This is a genomic window from Streptomyces sp. GS7 (genome assembly GCF_009834125.1).
In the GTDB taxonomy this organism is placed as follows: Bacteria; Actinomycetota; Actinomycetes; order Streptomycetales; family Streptomycetaceae; genus Streptomyces.
Map to the genome: position 1 here is coordinate 3891939 of NZ_CP047146.1, position 14949 is coordinate 3906887.

Here is a 14949-nt window from a genome sequence, read left to right on the forward strand (position 1 = left end):
GCAGTACGGGTGATCAAGGATCGTGTATGTCATTGACGACAGCGGACTCGGATATCCCGCACCGCAACTCCTACTCAAACGAGCAATTGCGTCTCATATGTTCACTTGCTCTTCCATTAGAACTCGATGTCGGGCGAAGTCAATAGGTCAGCGGGTCTCCGGCGGAGATTTTTCAAAAATTGAGCGCACGGTGCACAAATGAGCAGACTGGGGCGGAATTTCGGTGACCGTGCGCAGCAATTCGGGAACGTTCAGTCCAGCCGTTCGCCGGTGCCGGGGTGGAAGAGGTGGATTTCGCCGGTGTCGCGGAGCCCGGCGGTGACGGTCTGCCCGATGGCCGGCGGGGTGCGGCCGTCGACGCGGAGGACGAACCGTTGGTCCGGGGCACCGAGGAGCGCCTTACCGTGCAGATAGGCGTCGGCGCCGAGTTCCTCCACGAGTTCGACGGTGAGCTTGAAGCCTTCCTGCTCCGGGCCGACCAGCCTCAGAGCCTCCGGGCGGATTCCCAGCGTGACCTCGGTGAGGTCGGCGGTGACGGAGCGCGGCAAGGGGAGAACCGTCTCGCCCAGGTGTGCTCCCCTCTCGCTCACGGGCACGGTGTGCAGATTCATCGCGGGCGAGCCGATGAATCCGGCGACGAAGGCGTTCGCGGGGCGCTCGTAGAGGGTTCGCGGGGTGTCGCACTGCCGGAGGACTCCGTCCTTGAGCACGGCGACCCGGTGGCCCATGGTCATCGCTTCGACCTGGTCGTGGGTGACGTAGACGGTCGTGGTGCCGAGCCGCGCCTGCAGGGCAGCGATGTTGGCACGGGTTTCCACCCGCAGCTTCGCGTCCAGGTTGGACAGCGGCTCGTCCATGAGGAACACCGAGGGTTCCCGCACGATCGCCCGGCCCATGGCCACGCGTTGCCGCTGTCCGCCCGAAAGCGCCTTGGGTTTGCGGTCGAGGTACTTCTCCAGGTCCAGCAACCGGGCGGCCTCCGTCACCTTCTCGGTGAGGGTTTCCTTGGGCACGCCGCGAAGTTTCAGCGCGAAACCCATGTTCTGCGCCACGGTCATGTGCGGGTACAGCGCGTACGACTGGAAGACCATCGCGATGTCCCGCTCCTTCGGCGGTGCGTGGGTCACGTCGCGGTCGCCGATCGCTATGCGGCCCGAGTCGACGTCCTCCAGACCGGCGAGCATGCGCAGCGCGGTGGTCTTCCCCGATCCCGAAGGGCCGACGAGTACCAGGAACTCACCGTCGGCGATTGCCAGATCCAGCCGGTCCACCGCCGTCACCGGCGGTGTCCCCGGGTAGATCCGGGATGCCTGCTCGTACCGAACCTCAGCCATGTTTCCTCACTCTTCCTCTTTCCAACGGAGTTCCAATGGAGCCAATGGGAGCCGGGACGGCAGGGCCTTACTTGACCGCTCCCATCGACAGGCCGCGGACAAGTTGCTTCTGGGCGAGCCAGCCGGCCAGGAGCACGGGCAGGCAGGCCAGGGTGGCGGCGGCGGCGAGCTTGGCCCAGTACAGGCCCTCGCTGGTCATGAAGCCGACGAGGAAGACGGGCATGGTCGCCGCCCGCACCGACGTCAGGTTGAGCGCGAAGAAGAACTCGTTCCACGAGAAGATCACGCAGATCAGCGCTGTGGCGGCGATGCCGGGAGCGACGATGGGCAGCATGATCCGGGTGATCTCCTGGCGGAGTGTGACCCCGTCCACCCGGGCGGCCTCCAGGACCTCGCGGGGGACCTCCAGGAAGAACGAGCGCAGCATCCACACCGCGATCGGCAGGTTCATCGCGGTGTACAGCATGATCAGGGTGCCGACGTTGTCCAGTGCGCCGAGATCGCGCACCGCGAGGTAGATCGGGATGATCGCCGCGACCACCGGCAGCATCTTCGTGGAGATGAAGAAGAACAGTGCGTCCCGCCACTTGCGGACGGATCTGATCGACAGGGCATAGGTCGCCGGGACGCCCAGCGCCAGGACCAGGAGGGTGGAGAGCACGGTCGCCAGCGCCGAGTTGGCCAGGTACGGACCGATACCGCTGTCGAACACCGCCTTGAACTGGCCGAGCGTCGGCGAGAACACGAGGTGCGGGGTGGTCGTGTAGGCGTCGGACTCCTGCTTGAACGCCGTGAGCGCCATCCACAGCACGGGGAAGAAGAAGACCAGCCCGGCCAGCCACGCGCCTGCGGTCCAGGACGCGGTGCCCAACAGGCGCCGCAGGGGGCCGCGTACCGCGGTACGCGCGGTTGCGGTGTCGGCGGGGGTGCCGGGGGCTGTGGTCATCACGCCCTCCCTTCGGTCGTGGAGAACACCGTGAACAGCATGCGCAGGGCGACCGAGGCGACGACGATGGTGCCGACGACGGTCACCACGCCGAGTGCGGATGCCTGCCCGACGTCGAAGCCGAGGAACGCACGCTGGTAGAGGTAGTACGGGAGGTTGGTGGTGGCCGTCCCCGGACCGCCCTGCGTCGTCATGAAGATGACGTCGAAGGTGTTGACCAGGTAGATCGCTCCGAGGAGCACCCCCAGTTCGATGTAGGCGCGCAGATGCGGCAGGGTGATCGCGCGGAAGGTCGTCCAGGGCCCGGCTCCGTCGACGCGTGCGGCCTCCAGCACCTCGCCCGACTGACTCTGCAGCCCGGCGAGCACGATCAGCATCATGAACGGCGTCCACTGCCACACCAGCACGGTGACGATCGAGGCCATCGGGAAGCGGCTGACGAAATCGACGGGCGCGACGCCGACCAGCCGGAGCAGGTAGTTGGCGATGCCGTAGACCGGGTCGAGCATCGTGGTCTTCCACAGCAGCCCGGCGACGGTCGGCATGATCAGGAACGGGGCGATCAGCAGCGTGCGGACGACGCCCCGGCCGGGAAACCCGCGGTCCAGCAGCACCGCGAGGCCGATACCGAGCACCATGGAGATCGCGACGGCGAGCAGGGTCATCTCGATCTCGGTGAACAGCGCGCTGCGGAACGCACTGTCGGTGAAGACGTTGGCATAGTTCCCCAGCCCGACCCAGTGCTGGGATCCGGGGCGTACCAGGTTCCAGGACTGGAACGAGAAGATCACCGTGAAGACGAACGGGATCTGCGTGACGACGATCATGAACAGCAGTGCCGGTGCCAGTGGCAGACGGCGCTGCCAGGCCTCGCGGCGTGCCGTCGCGGGTGGTCGCGCTCCGGGCATCATCGGCCCGGGACGGGGTGGGGCGTGGGTCGCCATGACGCCTCCCTTCTGGTGGTGGACGGTCCGGTCAGGGGTGCTGGTAGGTACGGCCGACGGTCTGGGCGTACTGCTGGGACTGCGCCAACGCGGCGGGCACCGACTGCTGTCCGGCGATGGCGGCGGTGACCTGCTGGCTGACGCGGGTGCCCAGGTCCTCGAACTCGGGGATGTCCAGGAACTGCACTCCGGTGTACGGAACGGGTTCCACCGTGGAGTGCGCCGGATCGGTGCCGCTGATGGCGTGCAGGGTCGGTTCGGCGAAGGCGGCGGCTGCCTTGCGGTACTGCGGGATCCGGTACGTGGAGTTCCGGCTGCCCGGCGGTACCCGCGACCAGCCCAGCTTCTCGCCGACCAGCCTGATGTAGTCCTTGGAGGTCGCCCAGGACATGAACTGCCAGGCGGCCTGCCGGTGCGCGCTGGTCTTCGGGATGGCCAGCGACCAGGTGTACAGCCAGCCCGAGGACGCCGTCTTCTCGACCGGGGCGGGCGCGTATCCGATCTTGCCGACGACCTTGCTGCTGGTGGGGTCCTCCAGCGACCCGGCCGCCGAGGTGGCGTCGTACCACATCGCCGCGGTGCCCTGGGCCATGTCCGTACCGCACTCGGTGAATCCGGCGGTGGGGGCGCCCGGTTCGCCGTCGCGGCGCAGCAGGTCGGTGTAGAAGCCGACCGCCTTCTGCACCGGGGGTGACGTGAGCTGGGCGTTCCACTGCGGGTCGTACCAGCGGCCGCCGAAGGTGTTGATCACGGTGTTCAGCGGCGCCAGGTTCTCGCCCCAGCCGGGGACGCCGCGCAGGCAGATGCCGGCCATGTGGTGGGCCGGGTCGTTCAACCTGTCTGCCAGAGCGGCCACTTGGGTCCAGGTCGGATGGGCGGGCATGGTGAGGTGGTGGGCAGCGAAGACGTCCTTGCGGTACATCAGGAACGACGACTCGCCGTAGAAGGGCACCGAGTACAGGTCGCCGTGGGAGGACAGGGACGCGCGGACGGGGCCGATGAGGTCGTTCGGGTCGTAGCCCGGTGTGCGGTCGGCGTACGGCTGGAGGTCGGCCAGCCAGCCGTTGCGCGCCCACATCGGCGTCTCGTAGTTGCTGATCATCACCACGTCGAACTCGTGGCTGCCGGTGGCCACCGACTCGGTGATCTTCTGGCGCGCCTGGTTCTCCGGGAGGGTGACGTAGTGGACGTGGACGCCCGGGTGGGAGCGCTCGAAGGACGAGGTCAGGGTCTCCACGTCCTGCATCTGCGGGTTGGCGACGATCGCCACGGTGATGGTGGTGCCCGAGGCGGAGCCGCCGCTCATCGCGCCGGCTCCCGCGCACGCTGTGGCCGACAGCAGCACAGCGGCGATCGACGCGGCCGCGGCCGCGGCACGTCGCCCTGCTCGTCGGATTCGCATCCTTTTCTCCTTGCTGTCGTCCCCTACGGGGGCTGCACGGGGGAGGGGGAAGGCCATGCGCGCTACCGATCGCGCGCTGATCGGGGTGGGGTGGGTGAGGACCTCCGGGCGGCCGCGGCTGTGAGGGGCGTCCCGCCCTCGGGTAGCAGGCGGCCTGTTGGTCAGCATCTTGAATCGCATCTCGGATAATTTCAATAACTTCTCAGAGAGTGTGTGATGATTGTGGGTGCGGCGGGGGCCGCACAGTAGAAGCGAGGGGGTACGGGATGCGACCCAGCCGGGGTTCGGAGGCCGAGGTGGAGGAGCGCCGTCAGCTGGTTCTGCGCCAGGTGACGGACGAGGGCGAGGTCCGGATCAGCGACCTCGCCGAGCGCCTCGGGGTGAGCCTGATGACCATGCACCGGGACCTGGACAACCTCCAGGAACGGCAGCTGCTGCGCAAACGGCGCGGGGTGGCGTCGGCCTTCCCCACCGTCACCGTGGAGAGCGCACTGCGCTTCCGCGAGCACTCCAACGTGGCGATCAAGGAGGCCATGGCCGAGGCGCTCGCCGACCAGGTCACCCCGGGCAGCACGGTGCTGGTCGACTGCGGCTCCACCCTCTTCCCGCTCGTCCGCCGCCTCCGCGAGGTGGAGGGGCTGCGGTTGATCACCAACTCGCTGCGCGTCGCGTACCTGCTGAACGGTTCGGACGTACAGGTGACGCTGCTGGGCGACCGCTACTACCCGGACTTCGAATCCTGCGCGGGACCGGAGACACTCCGGCAGCTGGAACGCGTACGGGCCGACATCGCCTTCCTCACCGCCACCTCCATCAGCGAGGGGCGCCTGTTCCACCCCATCCGCGAGTACGCCGACAACAAGGAGGCGTATGTGCGGACGGCCGAGCGTATCGTCCTCGCCGCGGATCACAGCAAGTTCGGCCGCACCGCGACCTACGCGTACGGCGATGTGAGCGGCTACGACCTGCTGGTCACCGACGCCGCGGCTCCCGCCGACGAGGTGCGGAGCATCGCGGACCTCGGTGTGGAGGTGCGTACGGTCGACCTCCGCGAGTGAGCCGCCCCGTTCACGGCCGACGCCGACACCGACGCTGTACCCACCGCCTGGCCAACTGCCTTCAGTGAGAAGGGGATCAGTCCCCTGCGCAAGCCCCCGCCCAACACCTGGGCGGGGGCTTTTCCGTGGTGAACAGCCGTTGCTGTGAGGGTAGTTGGAGCGCAGTCCGCGGAGGGTTCGAGGGCAGGGCGGCGATGCCGGTGCGGAACGGGAGTGCCGTCGTCCGGGCGCCTGCCCGATCGTCCCTGCGAAGCCGCCCGTCTGGCTGCACCGTCAGCCGTTATCAACGGCTCCCAACAGACCGACGATTCAGGCACCGTCGGAGAAGGTGATGACCGTGGACCAGGCGCTGCTTTCCACGCTGTCCGCACAACCAACCCCCATGCCAGTCCTGACCAGCGGCGGCCCTGACGGGAGGCACCAGCCGCCCCGTTTCGGGCCGCGGCACCTGGCGCACACCCGCCGATCGCCCGGGCCCGTTCACCACCTTTCACCACGCACGCAGCAAGAGCTACCCGACTGGAACGGAGGTGGTCCCCAGCATGAACCACCCGCGAATCGCCGTCGTCGGCATCGCATGCCGCTACCCGGACGCCGACTCCCCTGATGAGCTGTGGCAGAACGTCCTGGCCGGCCGCAGGGCCTTCCGCCGTCTGCCCGACGAGCGCATGCGCCTCGCCGACTACCATTCACCCGACCCGAAGGCTCCCGACCGGTTCTACTCTCCGAAGGCCGCGGTCATCGAGGGTTTCACCTTCGACCGGGTGAAACACCGCGTCCCCGGCAGCACCTACCGCTCCACCGACATGACGCACTGGCTGGCACTGGACACCGCGGACCGCGCCCTTGAGGACGCGGGATTCGCCGGCGGAAGCGGCCTTCCCCGGACGACCACGGGAGTCGTGATCGGCAACACCTTGGGAGGGGAGTTCTCCAGGGCGAATCTGATGCGGCTGCGTTGGCCCTACGTACGTCGCTGCGTCGGTGCCGCCCTGCGGGAGCGGGGTTGGGACGGCAACCTGATCGCGTCCTTTCTGACGGAGCTCGAAGAGCGTTACAAGAGCCCTTTTCCGCCGGTGGGCGAGGACACCCTCGCCGGAGGGTTGGCCAACACCATCGCGGGCCGGATCTGCAACCACTACGACGTGAACGGTGGCGGATTCACCGTCGACGGCGCCTGTTCCTCCTCCCTGCTGTCGGTGTCCGTGGCGTGCGATGCGCTGGCCGGCGGCCGGCTGGACGTCGCCATCGCCGGCGGAGTCGACCTGAGCATCGACCCGTTCGAGGTCATCGGCTTCGCCAAGACCGGTGCCCTCGCCACCGGAGAGATGCGGGTCTACGACCGGAACTCCAACGGCTTCTGGCCCGGCGAGGGCTGCGGCATGCTCGTGCTGATGCGCGACACCGACGCACTGGCCCAGAAGCGCTTCCGCTACGCCACCATCGCCGGCTGGGGCAGTTCGTCGGACGGCAAGGGGGGCATCACGCGCCCCGAGGCGAGCGGCCACCGGCTGGCGTTGGATCGCGCCTACGCGAGAGCCGGGTTCGGTATCGACTCCGTCTCCTACCTTGAGGGCCACGGCACCGGGACCGCCGTGGGCGATGCCACCGAGCTGCGGGCCTTCTCCGAGGCACGCCGCGCGGCCGACCCCGCGGCGCCGCCCGTGGCGATCAGCACCGTGAAGGGCAACTTCGGGCACACCAAGTCGGCGGCAGGCGCGGCGGGTCTGATCAAGGCCGTCCTGGCGGTGCGCCATCAGGTCATCCCCCCGGCCACCAGTCACGTCCAGCCCCACCCCGAACTCACCGGTGAGCGGCCTGCGGTACGGGTGCCGGCCACCGCCGAGCCCTGGCCGCCACACGCTCCCATAAGAGCCGGCGTCTCCTCGATGGGCTTCGGCGGCATCAACGCCCACGTCGTCGTCGAACACGCCGACGGCCTGCGCAAGGCGAAGCTCGGCACGGTCACCCGAAGGCTGGAACGCTCCCGCCAGGACTGCGAGTTGCTCCTGCTCGATGCCGACAGCACGACCAAGTTGAGGGAACGGGCCAGGAAACTCGCCGGGTTCAGTGCGCGGCTGTCCTTCGCCGAACTGTCGGACCTTGCCGCCACCCTGCGTAACGAACTGACAGGCGGGCCGCTGCGGGCGGCGGTTGTCGCCGACTCGCCCGAACAGGCAGCCGAGCGCTTCCGCAGGCTGCTCACCCTGCTGGAAAGCGGCAGGAGTTCGGTGATCGACGACGACGGCGGCGTCTTCATCGGCGACGCCACCTCCCCGCCGCGGACCGCCTTCCTCTTCCCGGGGCAGGGCGCCGGGCGTCGCGGCAACGACGGAGCGCTACGTCGCCGCTTCGCGGACGTCGACGAGTTCTACCGCGCGAACCAGCCTCCCACCGCGGACGATCCGGTGGCGACGGCGGTTGCCCAGCCCCGCATCGTCACCTCGTGTGCGGCCGGCCTCCGGGTCCTCGACGCGCTCGGGATCGAGGCGGTCGGGGCCGTCGGCCACAGCCTGGGCGAACTCACGGCACTGCACTGGGCCGGTGCGATGAACGAGGGCGCCCTGCTCGACCTCGCCGCGGTACGGGGCCGCATCATGGCCGAGGCGAGCGACGGCGACGGAGCCATGGCGAGCATCGCGGCCGCCCCGGAACCGGTCGAAGCGCTGCTGGCCGGTGAGCCGGTGGTGATCGCCGGCTACAACAGTCCCACGCAGTCGGTGGTTTCCGGTCCGGCCGACGCCGTCCAGCGGGTGTGCGAACGCGCGGCGCTCCAGGGGCACAGTGCCACCCGGATCGCCGTGTCGCACGCGTTCCATTCCCAGGCCGTGGCCACGGCGGCCACGGCGTTCGGAACCCACCTCGCGGAGGTCGCGTTCACACCGCTGCGCCGCAGGATGGTGTCAACGGTCACCGGGGAGCCACTGGCCCCCGACGCCGACGTCCGGCGACTGCTGGTCCGCCAGGTGGTGAATCCCGTGCGGTTCAGCGAGGCGGTGGCCGCGCTCGCCTCCGACGTCGACCTGTTCCTTGAGGTCGGTCCGGGCCGGGTACTGCGGGGACTGGTCGGCGAGATCGCCCCGACCGTCCCCGTGCTGTCGTTGGAGACGGACAGCCCGTCGCTCTCCGGCCTCCTGCACGCCATCGGGGCGGCGTACGTCCTGGGCGCACCGGTGAGGTACGAGGCCTTGTTCGGCGACCGCTTCACCAGACCCCTTTCGCTGGACAAGGAGTTCACCTTTTTCACCAGCCCGTGCGAATCCGCTCCGGACGGCGTGTTCGGCACGGAGGAGACGGATGCCGAGCCGGCGTCCACTGTGGGGTCGGCGGAGAGTCCCGTCGGCGACGGGGAGGGGGAAGGGGCGTCAACCGGATCGAACGGCCCGGCCGCAGACAGCCTTGAGGTGCTGAGGCAGCTCGCGGCCGACCGGGCCGAGTTGCCCCTCGTCGCCGTCACCCGGGACAGCAACCTGCTGGACGAACTGCATCTGAGCTCCATCACCGTCGGCCAGATCGTGAACCAGGCATCCCAGCAACTCGGACTGCCCGCCCCGGTGGCCACGTCGGCCTTCGCCACCTCCACCCTCGCCGAACTCGCGGCAATGCTCGATGAGCTGGGCGGCAGCTCGCGGGAGGACGAGCCGGGGCGGCGGGTGGCCCAGGGCGTCGGGCCGTGGGTGCGCGCGTTCTGCGTGGACTTCGTGCCGGCGGAGGCCGGACAGGCCGCCGCGCCGGTGGGGTCCGGTGCGTGGCGGTTGTTCGCGCCCGACGGGCATCCGGTCGCCCGCGAGCTGCACGAGGCGCTGAACCGGGCAGGATGCGGAGGCGGTGTGGTGCTCTGCCTGCCGCAGGACTGCGACGAGGGGCACGTGGCCGTGATGTTGGCCGCGGCGCGTGCGGCGCTGGCCGCCGACCGGCCGACGCGCTTCGTCACCGTCGGGGACCGACGCGGTGCCGCGGGCCTGGCCAAGACGCTGCACCTGGAAGCGCCGGACATCGTCACCACCGTCGTCACCCATCCGCTGCCGCGGGACATGCCGGCCGACCGGGTGCGGCAGGTGGTGCCGAAGCTCGTCGGCGATGTCGCGGCGACCGTGGGATTCAGCGAGGTCCGCTACGACGAGGCCGGTCTGCGCACGGTGCCGGTACTGCGCCCTTGGGCACTTGCCGCCGATCGGGCCGCTGCGGAGTCGCTGGTGCCGGGCGACGTACTCCTGGTCACCGGCGGCGGCAAGGGCATCACGGCGGAGTGTGCGCTCGCCCTCGCTCGCGACACCGGCGCCTCGGTCGGGCTGCTGGGGCGTTCGGCACCGGAAACGGACCCGGAGCTCGCCGGGAACCTGGCACGCATGGCCGCCGCAGGGGTGTCCTTCCGTTACGTCCAGGCGGACGTCACCTCGGCAGACGAGGTCAAGGAAGCCGTCAACGAGATACAGCTGTTGCTGGGACCGGTGACAGCGGTACTGCACGGTGCCGGCCGCAACGCGCCCAACTCGTTGGCGCATCTCGACGAGTCGGCCTTCCGACGCACACTCGCGCCGAAGACAGCCGGTCTTGAATCGGTTCTCGCCGCCACCGATCCCGGAGCACTGCGGCTGCTGATCACGTTCGGCAGCATCATCGGCCGCGCCGGCCTGCGCGGCCAGGCGGACTACGCCACCGCGAACGACTGGCTCACCGACCTGACCCGCAGAATCCAGGACAGTCAGCCGGACTGCCGCTGCATCGCCCTGGAGTGGTCGGTGTGGTCGGGCACCGGCATGGGCGCGCGCCTGGGTGTCCTCGAATCCCTCATGCGCGAGGGAATCGAGCCGATTCCGATCGACGAGGGCATCGCCGTACTCAAGCAGGCGATCGCGGACCCGCACGCCCCTACCGCGCTCGTCGTCATGGGGCGTGCCGGTGCACTGCCGACGCTGACGGTGGAACACCGCGACCTTCCCCTCCTGCGGTTTGTCGACCGAGTCCAGGTGCACTACCCGGGGATCGAGCTGGTCACCGACGCGGAGCTGTCCCCCGGCGGTGACCTCTACCTGGCGGACCACCTGCTCGACGGCGATCTGCTCTTCCCCGCGGTGTTCGGCCTGGAAGCCATGACGCAGGTCGTCTCGGCACTCACCGGGCGCCCGGAACCACCCGTTCTGGAGGATGTCGAGTTCCCACGGCCCATCGTCGTCCCCGCCGACGGCACGACGACGATCAGGATCGCGGCACTCGCCGAGGACGACACGGTCGTCCAGGCGGTCGTCCGCAGCAGTGAGACCGGCTTCCAAGCCGACCACTTCCGCGCCACCCTGCGGTACCCCGGGGCGGCACCGGCGGGGGACCGACGAGGTCCGGACGCGGACCCGGCGCTGCGACTGCCGCTCGACCCCGAGCGGAAGCTCTACGGTCCGGTGCTCTTCCAGGGACCCCGGTTCCAGCGGCTGCTCGGCTACCGGCGGCTCACCGCACAGCACTGCACCGCCGAGATCTCCAACGTGCCGGTCGCCGACTGGTTCGCGGGCTTCCTGCCCAGGGACCTGATCCTCGGGGATCCAGGCACCCGGGACGCCCTCATACACGCGGGCCAGTGCTGCGTGCCGGAGGCGACCCTCCTCCCCGTCGCCGTCGAACGGCTCCGGCCGGCCGACCCGAACACCGTGCGCGATGCCGACACCGTCACGCTGCATGCGGAAGAACGCCAACGGGACGGCGACACGCACGTGTTCGACCTCGACGTACGTGATCCGGCAGGACGGCTCGTAGAGCACTGGGAGGGGCTGCGCCTGCAGGCGGTCCGCAAGAAGGACGGCACGGGCCCCTGGGAGCCGACACTGCTCGGCCCCTATCTGGAACGACACGCCGAGACGGTACTGGACCGGGTACCCCGCTGTGTCGTGTGGCCGGACGGCGACGAACCGGCCGACGGGCTGGCCGCCCGCCGGCGGCAGACGGCCAGGGCGGTGAGTTGCGCCCTGGGCCGGGAGACGATCGTGCGGTACCGCCCGGACGGCAGGCCGGAAATCGACGGGGAGTTGGCGGTCTCCTCCTCGCACGGTGCCGGGACGACGTTCGCCGTGGTGGGTACGGCACCGGTCGGATGCGATGTGGAGACCGCCGTGGAACGGCCGGCCGAGCAGTGGAGCGGACTGATCGGCGCCGCCGGGCTCACGCTGGCCCGACTGCTGGCCGGGGAGCGCGGCGAGGCTCTCTCGCTCGCCGCCACCCGCGTCTGGGGTGCGATGGAGTGCCTGCGGAAGGTTGGATACGCCCGCCCTCAACTGACGGCCGAGACAAGGACAGGCAAGGACCGCTGGGTCGAGCTGCATGCCGGGAGGGCGAGGATCGCCAGCTTTCCGGCCACGCTGCGGGGGTGTGCCGAACCGGTGGTCTTCACGATACTCACCGAAAGGGACGACTGACCTTGCAGCCCTACTACGAGTACCGCCACCTGGTGGGATTCGAGGAGACCAACCTCGTCGGGAACGTCTACTACGTCAACTACCTCAGATGGCAGGGGCGTTGCCGTGAGATGTTCCTCCGCGACAGGGCGAGGGACGTACTCGACGACATTCGGGGGGACCTCAAGCTCTTCACCCTCAGATGCGACTGCGAGTTCTTCGCCGAGATCACCGCGTTCGACGAACTGTCGATCCGCATGCGCCTGGAGGAGGTGACCCAGACGCAGATAGGTTTTGCCTTCGACTACGTCAGGCTCGGCTCGGAGGGCGAACGGCTCGTCGCACGCGGACGCCAGCGCGTGGTGTGCATGCGCGGCCCGAACAACGACACACGGCCGACCCATATACCTGATTCACTGCGCCAGGTACTGGCCGCCGTCGCGAGCGAAGGTTAGGGACTGTCCGACGGGCCCGGCCCTGACCCGTCGGACAGGCCCCGGGCACGCGCGTCGGCGTTCCCGCAACGGGCGGGTGGCCGACGGAATTTCCTCACAGCGCAAACGTCGTCGGGGTTCCGGCGACCTCCTCCTCGGAAGGCGTCCGCAATATGCTGCGACGACTCGGCCATTTCCTCTCCCGTCACGCACGGGCCGTCCTGGCCGTGGCCGGAATCCTCACGCTGGCCGCGGGGGCTGCCGGGTTCGGTGCGTTCGGTGAACTCAAGGCCGGCGGATTCGACGACCCTAACGCCCCTTCGGCCACGGTCACACGGCGCCTGGAAGCGAGGTTCGGCGGCACCGACAACCTCGTACTGCTGGTCCGTCCCCGCCGCGGCACGGTCGACACCCTCGCCGCGAAGGCGGCGGGGCGGGCCCTCACGGAGCAGGTCGCCAGGGCTGAGGGGGTCAGCGGACTCACCTCCTACTGGCGCACCCCCGCCCCCGCCTTGAGGTCCCGTGACGGCCGTGCCGCACTGATCCTGGTCCGGTTGGCCGGAGACCCACAGCAGGTGAGTACCCGAGCCGACCAGCTGATCGCCGAACACGCCCAGGGCGGCGCGGACGACCGCGAGCTCACCGTCCTGGCCGGCGGGCCGGCGGGAACCAACCACGATGTGACCGGCCGGGTGGCCGAGGACCTGCGCGCGGCCGAGGCGATCGCGGTTCCGGTCACCGCGGTTCTGCTGATCCTGGTCTTCCGCGGACTGGTTTCCGCCCTGATACCGCTGGCCATCGGAGTGGTGGCGATCCTCGGCACCCTGGCCGAGCTGGCGCTGATCGCCCGCCTCACCGACGTCTCGGTCTTCGCCATCAACCTGACCACGGCCCTCGGTCTGGGCCTCGCCATCGACTACGGGCTGCTGATGGTCAGCCGGTTCCGCGAACTCTCCTTACGGCACGGCGAATTGCGGGAGGCGGTTGCCCTGACCGTCGCCACCGCGGGCCGTACCATCCTGTTCTCCGCGGCCACCGTCGCGGCGGCGCTCACCACGCTCCTGATCTTCCCGCTCTACTTCCTGCGGTCCTTCGCCTATGCGGGGATCGGTGTGATCGCCGTCGCCGCGACCTCGGCGGTCCTGCTCACCCCGGCGCTGCTCACGGTCGCCGGCAGCCGCATCGCCCGCACGAAGACGACACGGGACGACCCCCGACGCGCGGAAGCGGGATCCCGGCTGTGGGGCCGGATCGGGGAAGCGGCGGTGCGCCGGCCGTTGCGCTTCGCGCTGCCCGCCGTCGTCCTGCTGCTGGTGGCCGCCACGCCGCTGCTGCGGGCCGGGTTCGGCACCCCCGACGAGCAGGTCCTGCCGAAGAGTTCGGGCACCAGGCAGGTTGCCACTGCCCTGCGCCACGACTTCCCCAGCGGCACGGGCAACCCGGTAGAGGTGGTGGTCGAGGGCAGCGCCCCGGTAGCCCCCTACGCCAGGGACCTCGCGGCCCTGCCGTCGGTCGCCGCGGTCGAGACCGGCACCGGTACGTTCACCGCGGGCGCCCCGAACGCCGTCCCACCCGCCGACCCCCGCCTGGCCGTTCCCGGACTCCAACACCTCATCGTGCGCACCGGCCTCGACCCGTCAAGTGGCCGTGCACAGCGCCTGGTCGAGCGCATCCGCGCCCTTTCGCCGCCGGACGGATCGACCGTCCTGGTCGGCGGGACCACCGCCCAACTCGTGGACACCAAGGCGGCCATCGAGGCCCGGCTGCCGTTCGCCGTGACGATGATCGCCGTCACCACCTTCGTCCTGCTCTTCCTCTTCACCGGCAGCGTGGTGCAGCCGCTGCGCGCGCTGGCACTCAACGCACTGGGGCTCGGCGCCATCCTCGGAGCCATGGTGTGGATCTTCCAGGAAGGCCACCTCTCGTCGCTCCTCGGGTTCACCGACAGGCCGATGGACACGGCGATGACGCTGCTGATGTTCTGCATCGTCTTCGGCCTCTCCATGGACTACGAGGTCTTCGTGATCAGCCGGATCAAGGAACTGCGGGACCAGGGCCTCGCTACCGGGCAGGCGGTCCCGCAAGGGCTGGCCCGCAGTGGAGGCATCATCTCGGCCGCCGCCGCGCTCCTCGCGGTGAGCCTCCTGGCCTTCACCACGAGTTCGGTCAGCTTCATGCAGATGTTCGGCCTCGGCAGCGGTCTGGCCGTGCTGCTGGACGCGACGCTGATTCGCGGCGCGCTGACACCGGCCTGCCTCGCCCTGCTCGGCGATCACGGCTGGTACGCGCCCGGGTGGCTGCGCCGGGCCCACCAGCGGATCGGCCTGAGCGACGCGACCACATCCGCCACAGCGGCAACGGCACCGTCGGCCGGATCGTGATGACGGCCGCCGTGCGGCGGGCGCCGGCGGCAGCGCTGTTGCCCGCCCGGGCTGGTGTCCGGGCCGG

Annotated in this window: 8 protein-coding genes; 4 read left to right on the plus strand and 4 right to left on the minus strand. The window is 69.7% G+C overall.

From position 1 onward, the window contains the following. Nucleotides 1-251 precede the first annotated feature (251 nt). From GR130_RS17140 to GR130_RS17155, 4 genes are all read right to left on the minus strand, one after another. Nucleotides 252-1334 carry an ABC transporter ATP-binding protein gene (locus GR130_RS17140; RefSeq protein ID WP_159505549.1) on the minus strand — a complete coding sequence of 361 codons (1083 nt, stop codon included), beginning with the start codon at nucleotides 1332-1334 and terminating at the stop codon, nucleotides 252-254. Nucleotides 1335-1401: 67 nt separating this feature from the next. Beyond that, nucleotides 1402-2280 carry a carbohydrate ABC transporter permease gene (locus GR130_RS17145; protein ID WP_159505550.1) on the minus strand — a complete coding sequence of 293 codons (879 nt, stop codon included), beginning with the start codon at nucleotides 2278-2280 and terminating at the stop codon, nucleotides 1402-1404. After that, nucleotides 2280-3224: a carbohydrate ABC transporter permease gene (locus GR130_RS17150; RefSeq protein ID WP_159505551.1), complete on the minus strand. Its 945-nt coding sequence runs from the start codon at nucleotides 3222-3224 to the stop codon at nucleotides 2280-2282. Before GR130_RS17150 ends, GR130_RS17145 begins: the two co-directional genes overlap by 1 nt. A 31-nt stretch (nucleotides 3225-3255) precedes the next feature. Then, nucleotides 3256-4626 (minus strand): ABC transporter substrate-binding protein, encoded by a 1371-nt coding sequence (locus GR130_RS17155; protein WP_159505552.1) that lies wholly within the window; start codon nucleotides 4624-4626, stop codon nucleotides 3256-3258. Between the two features lie 266 nt (nucleotides 4627-4892). On the opposite strand from GR130_RS17155, the gene GR130_RS17160 reads away from it, so the two are divergent. The 4 genes from GR130_RS17160 (at nucleotide 4893) to GR130_RS17175 (ending at nucleotide 14882) form a co-directional block, all read left to right on the plus strand. After that, nucleotides 4893-5684 (plus strand): DeoR/GlpR family DNA-binding transcription regulator, encoded by a 792-nt coding sequence (locus GR130_RS17160; protein WP_159505553.1) that lies wholly within the window; start codon nucleotides 4893-4895, stop codon nucleotides 5682-5684. A gap of 542 nt (nucleotides 5685-6226) precedes the next feature. Continuing rightward, nucleotides 6227-12088 (plus strand): type I polyketide synthase, encoded by a 5862-nt coding sequence (locus tag GR130_RS17165; protein ID WP_159505554.1) that lies wholly within the window; start codon nucleotides 6227-6229, stop codon nucleotides 12086-12088. A 2-nt stretch (nucleotides 12089-12090) separates the two neighbouring features. After that, entirely contained in the window at nucleotides 12091-12522 is a 432-nt protein-coding gene (locus GR130_RS17170; protein WP_159505555.1) for an acyl-CoA thioesterase, read from the plus strand. 152 nt (nucleotides 12523-12674) lie between these two features. Further along, nucleotides 12675-14882, plus strand: a complete 2208-nt coding sequence (locus GR130_RS17175) for an MMPL family transporter (RefSeq protein WP_159505556.1) — start codon at nucleotides 12675-12677, stop codon at nucleotides 14880-14882. Nucleotides 14883-14949 lie beyond the last annotated feature (67 nt).